Here is a 14542-nt window from a genome sequence, read left to right on the forward strand (position 1 = left end):
AGGAGCCGCATGGACACGACGCAATTGCTCAAGGGGGTGCTCGACGCGGCGGTGCTCGCCGTCGTCCAGCACGACGACGGGTACGGCTACGACATCGTTCGCCGCCTGCGCGATGCCGGACTCGGAGACGTCGGCGACGCCTCGGTCTACGGCACCCTCCGCCGCCTGTACGGCGCGGGGGCGCTGTCGAGCTATGTGGTCCCCTCCGACGGCGGCCCGCACCGCAAGTACTACGCCGTCACGCCGCAGGGTCGCGACATGCTCGCCGCCCAGCGCAGCGACTGGACGGACTTCAGTCTCGCCATGACGCGCCTGCTCGACGAGAAGGCCCCCACCAAACTGCGCACGATCGGAGAAGCCCGATGAGCACGATCGACATCTCGCCCGTCGAGGCCGACATCGCGGCCTTCGCCGCCTCCGTGCGCCGTCGTCTCGACGATCTGCCGGCCGACGAGGTCGACGAGCTGGTCGACGGTCTCCCGGCCGACATGGCAGATCAGGCCGCCGACAGCGGGGTCGCGTTCGCGCTGCCGGATGCTGCGGCCTATGCCGACGAGCTGCGCGCGGCGGCGGGGCTCCCGCCGCGGGTCGAACCCGGTCGGGGCCCCGGTCTCGTCGAGCGCGTCGCACGACGATCGAAGTCGCTGACGGGCCGGCTGCGCGCCCACCCCGCGGCGGCGGCGACCTGGGACTTCCTCGCAGCGCTGCGCCCGGCGTGGTGGCTCATCCGTGCGGTCGTGGTCTTCGAGGCGATCACGGTGTTCGGCCGCAGCCAGTGGCTCCAGCTCGACCTGGTGGGCGTGGTCATCCTCGTCGCCTGCGTGATCGTGAGCGTCCAGTGGGGTCGAGGCCGGTGGCTTCCGCGGCAGTGGGGCCGCGGCATCCTCGTGACCGTCAACCTGGCCGCCTGGGTGCTCCTGCCGATGTTGGTCTTCGGCGCCATGTTCACGTATGCCCAGTGGCGCTCGTACAGTTCGTCGACCCCCGTCGACTATTCGTCGTCGACCCCCGGCCTCGCGGTCGACGGAGAGCGGGTGCGCAACGTCTTCGCCTACGACGCGGAGGGCAACCCCATCGAGCGTGTGCAGCTGTTCGATCAGAACGGCCGCCCGCTGACCACCGTCGGGCAGGGAGGTCAGAGCGACGATTTCGACTGGTACTTCTACGGCGGCGGAGGCCCGACACCCGTCGGTGAACGCGAGATCGGCCGTCAGCCCGTGTGGAACATCTTCCCGCTGCAGGAGATCGCCGCCGAAGACTGGCTCAGCGGCGACCCCGCGATCGACGACGCCGTGGCGCCGACGTTCCCGTTCCCGCAGGTGCCCTCCGTGACGACCGGCGACCCGGCCCCGAACGCGTCGCCCGCTCCCCAGGCCACCTCCTACGCCGATCCCACGGCGGCCCCGGCGCCGTAGCCCGCCGGGGCCGCATGGTCAGCCGCGGGCGGCCCACCATTCGCGCAGGCGCTGCTCCGCGGCGTCCTCGCCGAGCGGACCCTCGTCGAGGCGCAGCTCGAGCAGGAAACGGTAGGCCTCGCCGACCTCGCGCCCCGGACCGATCGCCAGGATCTCCTGGATGCGGTTGCCGTCGATCTCGGGGCGGATCGCGTCGATCTGCTCCTGCTCGCGCAGGGTGGCGATGCGTGCCTCGATGTCGTCGTAGGCGAACGAGAGGCGGTCGGCCTTGCGGCGGTTGCGCGTGGTCACGTCGGCGCGGGTGAGGATGTGCAGCCGCTCGAGTTCGTCGCCGGCATCGCGCACGTACCGGCGCACCGCCGAATCCGTCCAGGTACCCTCGGCGTAGCCGAAGAACCGCAGGTGCAGCTCGACGAGCCGCGAGACCACGCCGATCGTGTCGGAGTCGAACCTCAGTTCCTGCAGGCGCTTGCGCGCGAGGCGGGCGCCGCGCACGTCGTGATGGTGGAAGGTCACGCCTCCGCCGGGCTCGAGCCGGCGGGTCGCCGGCTTGCCGATGTCGTGCAGGAGGGCTGCCAGACGCAGCGGAACGTCGGGGGGAGAACCCGGATGCCTCGACCGCTCGAGCTCGATCGCCTGTCTCAGCACCGTCAGCGAGTGTTCGTAGACGTCCTTGTGGTGGTGGTGCTCGTCGACCTCGAGGCGGAGGGCCGGCACCTCCGGCAGGAAGCGGCCGAGCAGGCCCGTCTCATCGAGGATGCGGATGCCCCGCACCGGGTCGTCGCTCTGCAGCAGTCGGACGAGCTCGCCCTGGATGCGCTCGGGACTCACGATCCGCAGCGATTCGCCGAGCTCGGCCATCGCCTGGAGCGTCGGCGTCGCGACATCGAAACCGAGCTGCGCCGAGAACCGGGCGGCGCGCAGCATCCGCAGCGGATCGTCGCCGAAGCTCACCGCCGGGTCGGCGGGGGTGCGCAACGTCTGCGCCAGGAGGTCTTCGACGCCGCCCGTCGGGTCGACGAGGGTCTGCGCCGGCACCCGCAGTGCCATGGAGTTGACCGTGAAGTCACGGCGCACGAGGTCGCCGTCGAGGGTGTCACCGAACTCGACGGTCGGCTTGCGTGTCACCCCGTCGTAGCTGTCGGCGCGGTAGGTGGTGACCTCGACCTGTTCGGTGCCGCCGTCGGGAAGACGCACGCGGGCACCGATCGTGCCGAAATCCCGCCCGATGTCCCACCGCGCCGTCGAGATCGGCGTGATGATGCGGAGGATGTCGTCGGGGAGCGCGTTCGTGGTGAAGTCGAGGTCGTTGACGGCGCGCCCGATGAGCGCATCGCGCACGGGCCCGCCGACGATCGCCAGTTCGAAACCGGCCTCGGCGAAGGCGCGCGCGAGGGTCGCGACGGTCGGGGAGGTGGCGAGCGCGCCCAGACGCGCGACGCCCTCGGCCATGTTGAGCATTGAACGAGCCTATCCGCGGGTCCAGCCGAGAAATCCGGTGAGCACCAGCTCGCGCACCCGCGGTAGCAGGTCGGCACGCAGCGCGATGGCGTCGACCTCGAGGAGCTGTGCGATCGCGTCGATCAGCGAACCGAGCGGAAGGTCGCCGTCGCAGGCTCCCACGAGCGCCGCGAGCCCCGGATCGACCGAGAGCGCACGGCCGAAGCCGCCGCCCTGACGCAGCTCGATGACGGTGGGCTCCTCTTCACCGGGACGGTGGTGGCGCGCCTCGGTGACGTCGGGGGCGACGACCAGGCGTTCACCGGCGAGCGCGTCGTCATCGAGAGCGGCCAGGCGATCGTGGGCGGCGAGCACCGCGTCGACGTGGGCGCCCAGCGCGCCGTCCCCCGCTCCGAAGGCCGTCTCGTAGCGGGCGAGGGGTGTCGCACCGGGAGCCGCCCGCCGCAGCACGATGTAGCCGAAGCCGATGCCAGTCACGCCCCGCGTCGCGAAGTCGTCGAGCCACGCGTCGACCAGGCCGGCGAAGCCGGGTGAACCGGGGAGGGTGCCGCCGTCGCGGATCCACAGCTCGGCGTAGGCGACGGGGTCGAGCCACTCCCGCTCCACCACCCACGCATCGAGCGCGACGGGCGAGGCGGCCACCCACTCGCGCACGCGGTCGAGTCCCGCGACGCCGTCGCGGGTCTCCCAGTTGCCGAGCAGCTGTGCCACGCCGCCGGGTGCGAGGCGCTCCCCGACACCGTGGACGAACGTGGAGACGAGGGCGTCGCCCACCATGCCGCCGTCGCGATACTCGTAGGCGGGCACGCCGGTCACCCGCGGTGTGATGACGAAGGGCGGGTTCGACACGATGCGGTCGAACACCTCGTCACCCGCCGGGTCGAAGAGGCTGCCCAGGCGCGTCTCGATGCCGTCGACGCCGTTGAGCAGCGCGTTCAGTTCTGCGAAGCGGAGCGCCCGCACCGAGACGTCGGTGGCGACGACGCGGTCGACCACCCGCCGCATGCGCAGCGCCTGGATGCCGCATCCCGTGCCGATGTCGAGACCGGATGCTGCGGGGGCGACCGACTGCAGACGCGCCAGGGTCAGCGATGCTCCCCCGACGCCGAGCACGTGATCCTCCGGCAGGGCCCCGCCCAGCGCCGCCTCGTCGAGGTCGCTCGCGATCCACCACTCGCCGTCGCCCGTGTCGTCGGAGAACGACTGCGGTCGCACCAGCACCGCCGGGCGGACCGTGTCGTCCTCGATGGTCGCCAGGCCCAGCCCGGCGAGCCCGGCGGCTCGGGTGACGGGGAGGGCGGCATCGACGTGGGCGACGGGCTGGGGGATGCCGAGCGCGAGCAGACGGGCGAGCACCGCCAGGGCGTCTTCGCGCGAGCCGAGCGCTCGAAGCGCCGGCGTGCGCAGGCCCCGAGCGATGGCGTCGTCGGCTTCTTCGCCCCACGCACCGCGCACCGCATCGGTCGTGAAACCCGCCGCGGCGAGATCGGCGGCGAGCGCGGGAACCGCGACGGGATCGGGGTGGGGAAGCATCCGTCCATTCTCCCGTTTCCCGCCGCGCGCGCAGGGCTCGCAGAGCCGTGGACCGTACAATCGCACCGGTGTGGCCTCCATCCGCACCCGAGCAGAAGCCCCGCATGATCGAGACTCCTCACGTCCCGCGCGTTCGCGCGTCGCGCCGCCGACCCCTGCGGCGTCTTGCGGCGACCGGTGCGATCCTCGCGCTCCTGCTCGGCGCGGCGGTGCCGGCCTTCGCCGCGGCGACCCCCGAGCCGACCGCGACCGCAGCGCCCGCGCCCACCCTCACGCTCGTCCCCGCCGACAACGGCGTTCTCGCCCCCGGAGCCGATCTCGCCGTGACGGTCTCGCTGACCGCGGGGGGCGGCCCCTCGACCGTGTCGCTGGCCATCGGAGCCCAACCGCTGACCGACCGCGCCGCTCTCACGAGGTGGAGCGCCGGTGAGCGCGACGGAGTCGCGGTCGCCGACATCGGCTCCGTCGCGATCGACGCGCAGGGGACGAACGGTGCGGCGAGCGCCCCGATCCGCGTCGCGGCCGCGAACCCCGCCCTGCTCGGCCGCCCGGCCGGGGTGTACCCGATCATCGCGACGACGACCACGGCGAGCGGCGCGACGCTCGTGTCCACGAGCGCGGTCGTCGTCCTCGGCGAGCGCGCCCCGGTCAGCGTCGGCGTGGTGGTGCCCATCACCGGGCTCGCCATCTCACGCGGACTGTTGACCTCCGACGCCCTCGCCGAGCTCACCGCCGCCGACGGAGACCTCACCGCGCAACTCGACGCGGTCGCCGGCACCGCCGCGATCCTGGCCGTCGACCCCGCCATCCCCGCGGCCATCCGCGTCCTCGGAGACGCGGCCCCGGGCACCGCGCGGGCCTGGCTCGATCGGCTCGTGAACCTGCCCAACTCGAGGTTCGCGCTGCAGTTCGGCGACGCCGACCTCGCCACCCAGGTGCAGGCAGGACTCACCGAGCCCCTCCGTCCGCTCTCCCTCGTCTCGTACGTGCCCGACGGAACGACGCCCGAGACCCCCACCCCCACGCCCACCACCCCGGAGTCCGCCGCAGACGCTGACGTCGCACCGACCGACATCGGCGATGCGCGGGCCGCCGTGTACTGGCCGGCGACGGGCACCGCCGGTCCGGGCGTCGCGGCGGCCCTGGGGGCGCTCGGCACGGCCGAGCAGCCGGCTCTGACCCTCGTGCCCTCCTCGAGCACGTCGGCCGGTGCCGACGGCGCACGCGTCGGCGCGAGGGTCGACGCGGCGGCATCCGCACTGCTCGTGTACGACTCGACCATCTCCGATCTGCTGCGCACGGCGAGCGACGCCGACGACGCCGTGCAGCGCGACGCCTCGCTCGCCGAGGCGACGGCGCAGATCGCCTTCGTCGATGGGTCCACTCCGCTGCTGGTGACGGTCGACCGCGGCACCGACCGATCGCGCTCGAACCTCCGCGCCGCGATCCTGGCGGCGACGGGAGCACCGGGCGCCGCGCCCGCCGCGCTCGACCAGATCGTCGCGTCGCCCCCGTCGGCCTCGGTCGAGCTCGTCGACGCACCGGCCGACGAGGCACGTGTCGCCGACCTCACCACCCTGCTCGCCGAGGAGCAGACCATCGGTCGGTTCGCCACGATCCTCGACGACCCGACACTGCTGACCGGACGCCAGCGCGCGGAGATCCTGCAGCTGCTGAGTGCGACATGGCGAGCGGATGCGGCGGCCGCCCAGACGGCGGTCACCGACCACCGGGCCGCCACGACGGCGACCCTCGACTCCGTCGGGATCCTCGCCTCGGACGTCAACCTCCTCAGCTACGGAGCGGACTACCGACCGTACGTGCGCAACGGCCTGCCCTGGCCGATCAATGTGACGCTGATCGCGCAGCCCAACAACCCGCGGCTGATCATGCAGAACCGCACCGACGCGACCGCTCTGCCGGCGAACAGCAACACGAGGGTCGCCGTTCCCATCACCGCACAGATCGCCAACGGAACCGTCACGGTCGACATGCGTCTGATGAGTGCCACCGGCGAGCCGATCGGGACGCCCACGAGCATCGCCGTGGAGGTGCACGCCGACTGGGAGAACATCGGCCTCGCCATCCTCGGCGCGGCTCTCGTGCTCTTCGTGGGCGCGGGCATCGTGCGCACCGTGCTGCGACGCCGCAGAACCGCGCGGGCGAACGCCGCCACCGAGAGCGAAGAAGAGGTGAGCGAGTGAGCGGCCTCGGACGCGCCAGCGCCCTCATCGGGGCGGGCACGATCATCTCGCGCCTGACCGGTTTCCTTCGTTCTGTCGTCCTCGTGTCGGCTGTAGGAGCGACCGCCGAAGCGGGGAACGCTTTCGCGATCGCCAATCAACTGCCCAACAACATCTACGCGATCATCTCGACGGGCCTCCTCAGCGCGGTGGTCGTACCGCAGATCGTGAAGGCGGCCGCGCATGAAGACGGCGGCCGCGCCTTCGTCTCCAAACTCTTCACGCTCGGCACCGTCGCCCTCACCATCGTGACGGCGCTCTCGGTCCTGGGGGCCCCTTGGCTCGTGCAGTTGTACGCGCCGGAGTTCCCTCCCGAGCAACAGGCTCTGGCCACCGCGTTCGCGTATTGGTGCCTCCCGCAGATCTTGTTCTACGGCCTGTACGCCCTCGTCGGCGAGTCGCTCAATGCGCGCCGCGTGTACGGCCCGTTCACTTTCGCCCCCATCGTCAACAACGTCGTTTCGATCGCCGGTTTCGTCGTCTTCATCGCCCTCTTCGGCCCTTCGCCAGCGCTCAGTTCCTGGACACCCGATATGGTTGCCGTCCTCGCGGGAACCGCGACCCTCGGGATCGTCGTCCAGGCGGGCATCCTTTTCGCGTTCTGGCGGCGCACCGGACTCCATGTGCGTCCCGACTTCAGATGGAAAGGTGTCGGGCTCGGTCAGATCGGGAAGCTCGCGGGGTGGACCTTCCTGATGGTCGTCGCCGGACAGCTGGCCGGCATCGTGCAGTCGCGAGTCATCTCCGCCGCTTCATCGGAGTACCCCGGCGTCCTCGTATCCCAGAATGCCTGGCTGTTGTTCATGCTGCCGTACTCGATCATCGTCCTGTCGATCGGTACTCCCTATTTCACGCAACTCAGCGAGCACGCCGGCCGCGGAGACGATGCCGCCGTGAGATCCGACATTGTGCGCAGCATCCGCGTCCTTGGGCTCTTCATCGTCGTCGCAACTGCGGCTCTCGCCGTGGCTGCAGTGCCGGCCTCCCGGATCTTCACCGACAACCGCACCGAAGCAACACAGGCATCAGTCGTGCTCCTCTGCTTCTTGCTATGTCTTATCCCCCTCGCGGTGCTCTTCGTCGTGCAGCGGACGTTCTACGCCTATGACGACACGCGGACGCCGTTCTTCTTCACCCTGCTTCAGTGCGTCCTCGTCGTCACGACCGCTCTCATCGCTCAGGCCACGGTGCCGATCGAGTATCTCGCGGCCGGAATTGCTCTGGGCCAGTCGATCGCCAGCATCGCGCAGGTCGTCGTGGCGACCTGGCTGCTCAACCGTCGGCTGGGCGGAATCGGCGTCGGGTCGTGGATGTCGTCCATCGCCCGCTTCGCCCTCGCCGCCGTCCCGGCCGCCGCCGTCGGGTGGGGTGTGTTCCTCCTGACGGGGGGCATCGACGGCTGGACCACGACCGACAAGATCTTCGGTGCGCTCGGAGCGGCCCTGATCGGCACGGTCACTCTCGTCGTCTACGTCGGTGTCCTGGCGCTGTTCCGCACGACCGAGCTGCGGCCCGCGATCGCCATCGTGCAGCGCTTCCTCCCGAAGCGCTGACCACCCGCAGATCCGACCTTCCGCTCTTCGGATGAGCGCGAGGGTGCGGAATACCGCCGGGCTACGATGAGTTCTTACGCCGTAGGACCAACGAAGGGGGCGACGCACGTGCGTCACGTCATCATCATCGGATCGGGCCCGGCGGGATACACCGCCGCGATCTACGCAGCTCGAGCGAACCTGGAGCCACTCGTCGTGGCGAGTTCCGTCGAAGCCGGCGGCGAGCTCATGAACACCACCGACGTCGAGAACTTCCCCGGATTCCCCGAGGGCATCCAGGGTCCCGACCTCATGACGAAGATGCAGGAGCAGGCCGAGCGCTTCGGCGCCGAGGTGCTCTACGACGACGTCGTCTCGCTCGACCTCGACGGACCGATCAAGAAGGTCACTCTGGGCAGCGGCAAGGAGTACGAGGCCTACTCCGTCGTCTACGCGACCGGCTCCGCCTACCGCAAGCTCGGTCTGCCGGGCGAGGAGCGCCTGTCCGGTCGGGGCGTCTCGTGGTGCGCCACGTGCGACGGGTTCTTCTTCCGCGACCGGACGATCGCCGTCGTCGGCGGCGGCGACTCGGCGATGGAGGAGGCGACCTTCCTCACCAAGTTCGCCTCGAAGGTCTACATCATCCACCGCAAGGACAGCCTTCGCGCCTCCAAGATCATGCAGGAGCGCGCCTTCGCGAACGAGAAGATCGAGTTCATCTGGAACACCGAGGTCGCCGACATCCTCGGTGAGGACGCAGTATCGGGCGTCGAGCTCCGCGACACCGTCGACGGCTCGACCCGCCACCTCGATCTCGACGGTCTCTTCGTCGCCATCGGCAACGATCCGCGCACCCACCTCGTGCACGGCATGCTCGACCTCACCCCCGAGGGCACCATCTGGGTCGACGGTCGCTCCTCACGCACCTCGGTCTCGGGCGTGTTCGCCGCCGGCGACGTCATCGACCCGACCTACCGTCAGGCCATCACCGCTGCCGGCACCGGAACCATCGCCGCCCTCGACGTCGAGCACTATCTCGCCGCGCGCGGCGAGGCCGGCGCCCCCGAGGTGACGGCCGATCAGATCGAAGACCTCCCCGACGCCGACGCGGCCTGAGGAACATCCGGGCCCCGATCGGCGTTATCACGAGTAGAACTTCCCACTAAGGAGATGCAATGACCGCTAAGGCGACGACGTCCGCCACATTCGAGCAGGACGTCCTGAATGCAGATGGACCCGTCCTGGTCGACTTCTGGGCGGAGTGGTGCGGCCCGTGTCGCATGGTCGGACCGATCCTCGACGAGATCCAGTCCGAGAACTCCGAGAAGATCACCGTTCTGAAGCTCAACGTCGACGAGAACCCCGATCTGGCCATGAAATACCAGATCACGTCGATTCCGGCGATGAAGGTCTTCCAGGGTGGCGAGGTCAAGACGACCATCATCGGCGCGAAGCCCAAGTTCGCGCTGGAGAAGGATCTCGCCGCGTTCATCGGCTGACCCATTCCGTCGCGCGCATACTGACGCGCGCAACATCCGAGAATCCCTCGTGGCCCCCGTGGTCACGGGGGATCTTGCATTCCGCTATCGGCATCCGACCGCCGGATCAGTCCGTCGGCATCAGGTCATTGCGCGTCGAGACGGATCGCCGCGTCCCATCGACGGTGATTCTCCTCGTTGCCGAGCAGGCGCCACACAGCCCGGGTGAGTGGCGGGTAGTCCAGCGCGATCTGGCGGAGAACGCGGTAGTGCCGCGCCCGATTGGGCCGCGCTCCACCGTTCTCGGCGATGTTCTCGGCCCGCAGCATGAGTACGACGAGCTCGTCGACCGTGGGGAGGTCTTCCATGAAGTCCCACGGATCTTCGCCGTCTCGGAGCCGTTCATGGACGAGAACGGAGAGTTCGTCGGCTGCCTCCGCGCGAAGCAGTTCGAGGCTCGCCCTCCTCCGGGGCAGGTCGTCATGCGTGGCCATCCATCAAGCGTACGCGGCGAAAACACCCCTGGGCTCCGCTGCCCGCCGCCGCGTGCGACGGCGTTCCAGCCTCAGGCTCCGTAGCCCTCTTCGCCGATCTCCGACAGAATCCGATTGAGATCCTGGATGGTTGCGAAATCGATGCTGATCTGGCCTTTACGAGCTGTCAGGGCGATCCTGACCTTCGTGTTGAGCCGGTCACCCAGCCGCTCCGCGACCTCGTCGAGATGCCCTCGCCGAGCGCCGGCCTTCGGAGCGGCTCGCTTCAGCTCGGGAGTCTTCGCCGCTGCCTCCGCCGCGCGCACCGAGAGGTCTTCGTTGACGATCTTGTCGGCCAGACGCTGCATGGCGTCGGGCCCGTCGACCGAGAGGATGGCACGTGCGTGTCCCGCGGTGAGAACGCCGGCCGCAACCCGCTGCTGCACCGGGACGGGGAGGCGAAGCAGACGGATCGTGTTGCTGATCTGAGGACGAGAGCGACCGATGCGGGTCGCCAGCACGTCTTGAGTGATGCCGAAGTCTTCGAGCAGCTGCTGGTACGCCGATGCCTCTTCGAGCGGGTTCAGCTGAGAACGATGGAGGTTCTCAAGGAGGGCGTCGCGCAGAAGATTCTCGTCGGAGGTCTCTCGCACGATCGCGGGGATCGTCTCGAGCCCGGCCTCACGCGACGCGCGTGTGCGTCGCTCCCCCATGATGAGCTCGTAGGTCCCGTCGTCCAGCGGTCGCACGACGACCGGCTGCAGCACCCCGAACTCGCGGACGCTGTGGACGAGCTCGGCGAGATCGTCAGGATCGAAATTCGTTCGAGGCTGCCGGGGATTCGGAACGATCTTGTGGGGGTCGACCTGGATCAACCGGGCACCAGGCACCGTGACGAGCTGCGCGGCCTCATCGTCGGCACGCGCCACCGCTGCCTGATCGGCCGCCGCCTGCGCCTGCCCGTCAGGGAAGAACACGTCGACGGGACGCGCCTCACTCGGCTCCGCGGTCGGAATCAGCGCGCCGATCCCCCTGCCCAGGCCAGTCCTCTTCGCCATCAGGCTTCCTTCCGGTCAACGGCATCTCGCCGGATGATCTCGATCGCGGCTTCGCGATAGGCAATGGCGCCGGCCGACTGCCCATCGTAGGCGATGACGGTCTGCCCGAAGCTCGGCGCCTCCGATACGCGCACCGATCGCGGGATGACGGTGCGAAGCACCTCGTTCGGAAAATGCTGTCGCACCTCCTCCGCCACCTGCTGAGCGAGACGCGTACGTCCGTCGTACATGGTCAGCAGGATCGTCGACAGACGAAGGCTGGGATTGAGATGCTTCTGAATCATCTGCACGCTGCCGAGGAGCTGGCTCAGACCTTCGAGGGCGTAGTACTCGCACTGGATCGGAATCAAAACTTCGCGGGCTGCGGTGAAGGCGTTGATCGTGAGGAGACCGAGCGACGGAGGGCAATCGATGATCACGAAGTCCATGCGGTGATCGGGATCGTTCACGTATTCATCGAGGGCCGAGCGCAAGCGGTGTTCGCGTGCGACCCGCGAGACGAGCTCGATCTCGGCACCGGCGAGATGAATGGTGCTCGGCGCGCAGAAGAGATGGGGAGACTCCGGACTCCGCTGCACGATGTCAGCCAGACGAACCTCATCGATCAGCACGTCGTAGATGCTCGCAACCTCGGCATTGTGGGGCACGCCTAGGGCTGTGGACGCATTACCCTGCGGATCGAGGTCGATGACGAGCACACGAGCCCCCACCTGAGCCAGCGCGGCGGCGACATTGACGGCACTCGTCGTCTTCCCGACGCCGCCTTTCTGATTCGAGACAGTGATGACGCGGGTCTCGCCGGACAGCTGCACCTCGACACCCTCGAGTGCGCGTCTACGGGCGGAGAGGTTGGCGATCTCGCGTGCGATGGGCGAGTCCTCGAAAGCATCCATCGGCGACCGGTCATCGGGATGTTTCACGTGAAACTCTCTCCTTCTCGCCGGTTCGGCACACTCGATCGAGTCTACGTCAGGGTGCCGACAGCATCCATTCGGGGGGTGTTTCACGTGAAACACCATGGCCCCACGCCCGCATCTATCGAGCGAGAGCCGATCGTCGATGTTTCACGTGAAACGGGAGCGCACTTGTGGCTATGCGCGGACGTCAGCACGAATGACGCGCGTGGGCTCAGCGAGAAGGTCTGCACCCACCACCTCGACCCGTGCATCCGTCACCTTGTGCGCACGAAGGTGTTTCGTCGCCGCGCTGATCTCGTTCTGCGCATTCGCACCTTTGAGGAGAACGAGTTCGCCACCGCTGCGAACGAGAGGTGCGGTCCAGGGGAGAAGCGTCTTCAACGCGCTGACTGCGCGAGCGGTGACCATATCGAGAGTTCCGGCTCCCGACCACTCCTCACCGCGCGAGCGGACGATCTCGACATTGGTCAATCCGAGCGCGTCGACCTGCTCGGCCAACCACACGGTGCGACGTTCCATCGGTTCGATGAGAACCCACTCGACGTCGGGGCGTGCGATCGCGAGCGCGATACCCGGGAGCCCGGCGCCGGAACCGACGTCGCCGACCCGCCCCGAGAAGAGCGGTGCGACGACGGCACTGTTGAGGACGTGACGCGTCCACAGCCGGGGGAGTTCCAGGGGTCCGATCAGACCGCGTTCCTCACCGTGCTCGGCGAGGGCGTTCGTGAACCGACGGGCCTGATCGATCGTGTCGCCGAAGATGACAGCGGCGGCCGCCGGCTCGGCTTCGAGAGAGGTCATCGATGTTTCACGTGAAACGCGTCAGGCTCGGCGAATGACGGGGTGACGGTCCGCGCCCTCGCCGAACGACTCGGACGCGTATCCGCGGTCCGCCGCGATGTCGTGGATCAGCTTCCGCTCGTAGCTAGACATCGCCGGCAGCGAGGCCTGCGACGACCCTTCCTCGATACGCGCGATCGCACGATCGACGAGAACCTCCAGCTCGCGCTGGCGAGCGTCGCGCGATCCACCGACGTCGAGGATGAGACGCGAGAATCGCCCGGTGCTGTTCTGCACAGCGAGCCGGGTGAGTTCCTGCAGGGCGCGCACCGTCTCGGGCTCTGCGAGGCGGGCGATGGGGCCCGCGGCATCCGCTTCGACCGAGACATAGGCGCGACCGGCGCGGACATCCATCGCCAGGTCGCCGTCGATGTCAGCGATGTCGAGCAGCGCTTCGAGATAGTCGGCCGCGATGTCGCCCTCCTGCTCGAGCTGCTCATCGGTCGCGGGGGCGGGTGCTTCGGTCTGCTCGGAAGTCGTCATGATCGTCTTTCAGGTGAGGCGGTCAGCGAGGTGTGGGTGCGTCGGGCGCGTCGGGGGACGGCGGCGACACTGCCGGACGGGCGGCCGTCGGCTTGGTGCCCTGCTTCTTGGAGCGCTGCTTGCCGACCGGCTGCTGGCGCTTGGGGGCTGCGGCGCGTGCACGCTCGGCCTCCTCGAGCAGACGCTGCTGCTCGGCCTGGTACTTCTCCATCGGAACGACCTTGCCGTTCGAGTCGATCGCCTTGCCCTTGCGAGCCAGGCGCTCCTCGCGGGCCTTGGCAGCCTCGGATCCGGGTGTCGGCATCTCGCGAATGACGATGAACTGCTGAACCATCGTCCACAGGTTGCTGGCGAACCAGTAGATGACGACGCCGAGCGGGAAGAACACACCGGAGAAAATGAAGCCGAGCGGCAGGATGAAGAGCATGATGCGCTGCATCTGGTAGGCCTGGCCGGTCTTGGCCTCGGGGGACAGGTTCTTCGAGATGATCTGCAGCTGGGTGAAGAACTGCGACGAGATCATCAGCACCACAAGGATGATCAGGATGATGACCGACACCTGGCCGTCGGGCTGGCTCCATGCGGTCGTGAGGTTGACGTGAAGTGAAGCGACGTCGAAGAGCTTGGCGTCGTAGAACTCCTGCGTGAGGCGGTTGTCGAGGAGGCCGACACCACTGAAGCTGGGGTTGGCGGCGATCTTCTGCACGTCGTTGAGCACGCTGAACAGAGCGAAGAACACGGGCATCTGTACGAGCAACGGCAGACAGCTCGACACCGGGGTCGTGCCGTGCTTCTTATAGAGCGCCATCGTCTCGCGGCTCATGGCCTCACGAGAGAGCTGATCCTTCTTACCGCGGTACTTCTCCTGAACTTTCCGCAGTTCAGGAGCAATTTCCATCATCTTCCGCTGGCTCTTGATCTGGCGGACGAAAAGGGGAATGAGCGCGGCGCGCACGACGATCACCAGACCGACGATGGAGAGCACCCACGTCAGACCCGCTGCGGGCGCCAGGCCGATCGCCGTGAACACCCAGTGCCACGCGACCAGCACGAGTTCGACCAGCCACTTCAGCGGCCAGAGGATGGTTCCAATCAGGTCGAAGCCCAAG

Annotated in this window: 14 protein-coding genes; 6 read left to right on the plus strand and 8 right to left on the minus strand. The window is 68.6% G+C overall.

The window, feature by feature from the left end; translation table 11 throughout:
* Nucleotides 1–9: 9 nt before the first annotated feature.
* Together DEU34_RS13035 and DEU34_RS13040 are read left to right on the plus strand one after the other, a co-directional pair.
* On the plus strand, nt 10–366 hold the full coding sequence (locus DEU34_RS13035; protein ID WP_121150935.1) for a PadR family transcriptional regulator: 357 nt from the start codon (nt 10–12) through the stop codon (nt 364–366).
* Nucleotides 363–1415 (plus strand): hypothetical protein, encoded by a 1053-nt coding sequence (locus tag DEU34_RS13040; protein ID WP_121150937.1) that lies wholly within the window; start codon nt 363–365, stop codon nt 1413–1415. Before DEU34_RS13035 ends, DEU34_RS13040 begins: the two co-directional genes overlap by 4 nt.
* Before the next feature lie 18 nt (nt 1416–1433).
* Here the strand turns inward: DEU34_RS13040 and DEU34_RS13045 are convergent, their stop codons facing one another.
* Both DEU34_RS13045 and DEU34_RS13050 read right to left on the minus strand, forming a co-directional pair.
* The gene (locus tag DEU34_RS13045) at nt 1434–2876 is read right to left on the minus strand and encodes a CCA tRNA nucleotidyltransferase (protein ID WP_121150939.1); all 1443 of its coding nucleotides are present in this window, start codon (nt 2874–2876) and stop codon (nt 1434–1436) included.
* Between the two features lie 9 nt (nt 2877–2885).
* Nucleotides 2886–4409: a methyltransferase gene (locus DEU34_RS13050; RefSeq protein ID WP_121150941.1), complete on the minus strand. Its 1524-nt coding sequence runs from the start codon at nt 4407–4409 to the stop codon at nt 2886–2888.
* Between the two features lie 104 nt (nt 4410–4513).
* Between DEU34_RS13050 and DEU34_RS13055 the strand changes: the two genes are divergently transcribed.
* The 4 genes from DEU34_RS13055 (at nt 4514) to trxA (ending at nt 9683) form a co-directional block, all read left to right on the plus strand.
* Complete coding sequence (locus DEU34_RS13055) at nt 4514–6613, plus strand: DUF6049 family protein (protein ID WP_121150943.1); 2100 nt, start codon at nt 4514–4516, stop codon at nt 6611–6613.
* On the plus strand, nt 6610–8205 hold the full coding sequence (murJ, locus tag DEU34_RS13060; protein WP_121150945.1) for a murein biosynthesis integral membrane protein MurJ: 1596 nt from the start codon (nt 6610–6612) through the stop codon (nt 8203–8205). The genes DEU34_RS13055 and murJ overlap by 4 nt, the downstream gene beginning before the upstream one ends.
* A 108-nt stretch (nt 8206–8313) precedes the next feature.
* Nucleotides 8314–9300: a thioredoxin-disulfide reductase gene (gene trxB, locus DEU34_RS13065; protein ID WP_183042481.1), complete on the plus strand. Its 987-nt coding sequence runs from the start codon at nt 8314–8316 to the stop codon at nt 9298–9300.
* Between the two features lie 59 nt (nt 9301–9359).
* The gene (gene trxA / locus DEU34_RS13070; RefSeq protein WP_116646953.1) at nt 9360–9683 is read left to right on the plus strand and encodes a thioredoxin; all 324 of its coding nucleotides are present in this window, start codon (nt 9360–9362) and stop codon (nt 9681–9683) included.
* 125 nt (nt 9684–9808) lie between these two features.
* Here trxA and DEU34_RS13075 read toward each other — a convergent pair whose 3' ends face one another.
* From DEU34_RS13075 to yidC, 6 genes are all read right to left on the minus strand, one after another.
* Nucleotides 9809–10156: a tryptophan synthase subunit alpha gene (locus DEU34_RS13075; RefSeq protein ID WP_121150949.1), complete on the minus strand. Its 348-nt coding sequence runs from the start codon at nt 10154–10156 to the stop codon at nt 9809–9811.
* Between the two features lie 71 nt (nt 10157–10227).
* Nucleotides 10228–11193 carry a ParB/RepB/Spo0J family partition protein gene (locus DEU34_RS13080; protein ID WP_121150951.1) on the minus strand — a complete coding sequence of 322 codons (966 nt, stop codon included), beginning with the start codon at nt 11191–11193 and terminating at the stop codon, nt 10228–10230.
* On the minus strand, nt 11193–12086 hold the full coding sequence (locus tag DEU34_RS13085) for a ParA family protein (RefSeq protein WP_121150953.1): 894 nt from the start codon (nt 12084–12086) through the stop codon (nt 11193–11195). The genes DEU34_RS13080 and DEU34_RS13085 overlap by 1 nt, the downstream gene beginning before the upstream one ends.
* Before the next feature lie 198 nt (nt 12087–12284).
* Entirely contained in the window at nt 12285–12911 is a 627-nt protein-coding gene (gene rsmG, locus DEU34_RS13090) for a 16S rRNA (guanine(527)-N(7))-methyltransferase RsmG (protein ID WP_121150955.1), read from the minus strand.
* A gap of 21 nt (nt 12912–12932) precedes the next feature.
* Nucleotides 12933–13433: a R3H domain-containing nucleic acid-binding protein gene (locus DEU34_RS13095; RefSeq protein ID WP_121150957.1), complete on the minus strand. Its 501-nt coding sequence runs from the start codon at nt 13431–13433 to the stop codon at nt 12933–12935.
* 22 nt (nt 13434–13455) lie between these two features.
* Nucleotides 13456–14541, minus strand: coding sequence for a membrane protein insertase YidC (gene yidC / locus DEU34_RS13100; protein ID WP_121150959.1), 1086 nt, complete (start codon nt 14539–14541; stop codon nt 13456–13458).
* Nucleotide 14542: the final 1 nt, after the last annotated feature.

The organism is Microbacterium sp. AG1240 (genome assembly GCF_003635115.1).
Lineage (GTDB): Bacteria > Actinomycetota > Actinomycetes > Actinomycetales > Microbacteriaceae > Microbacterium.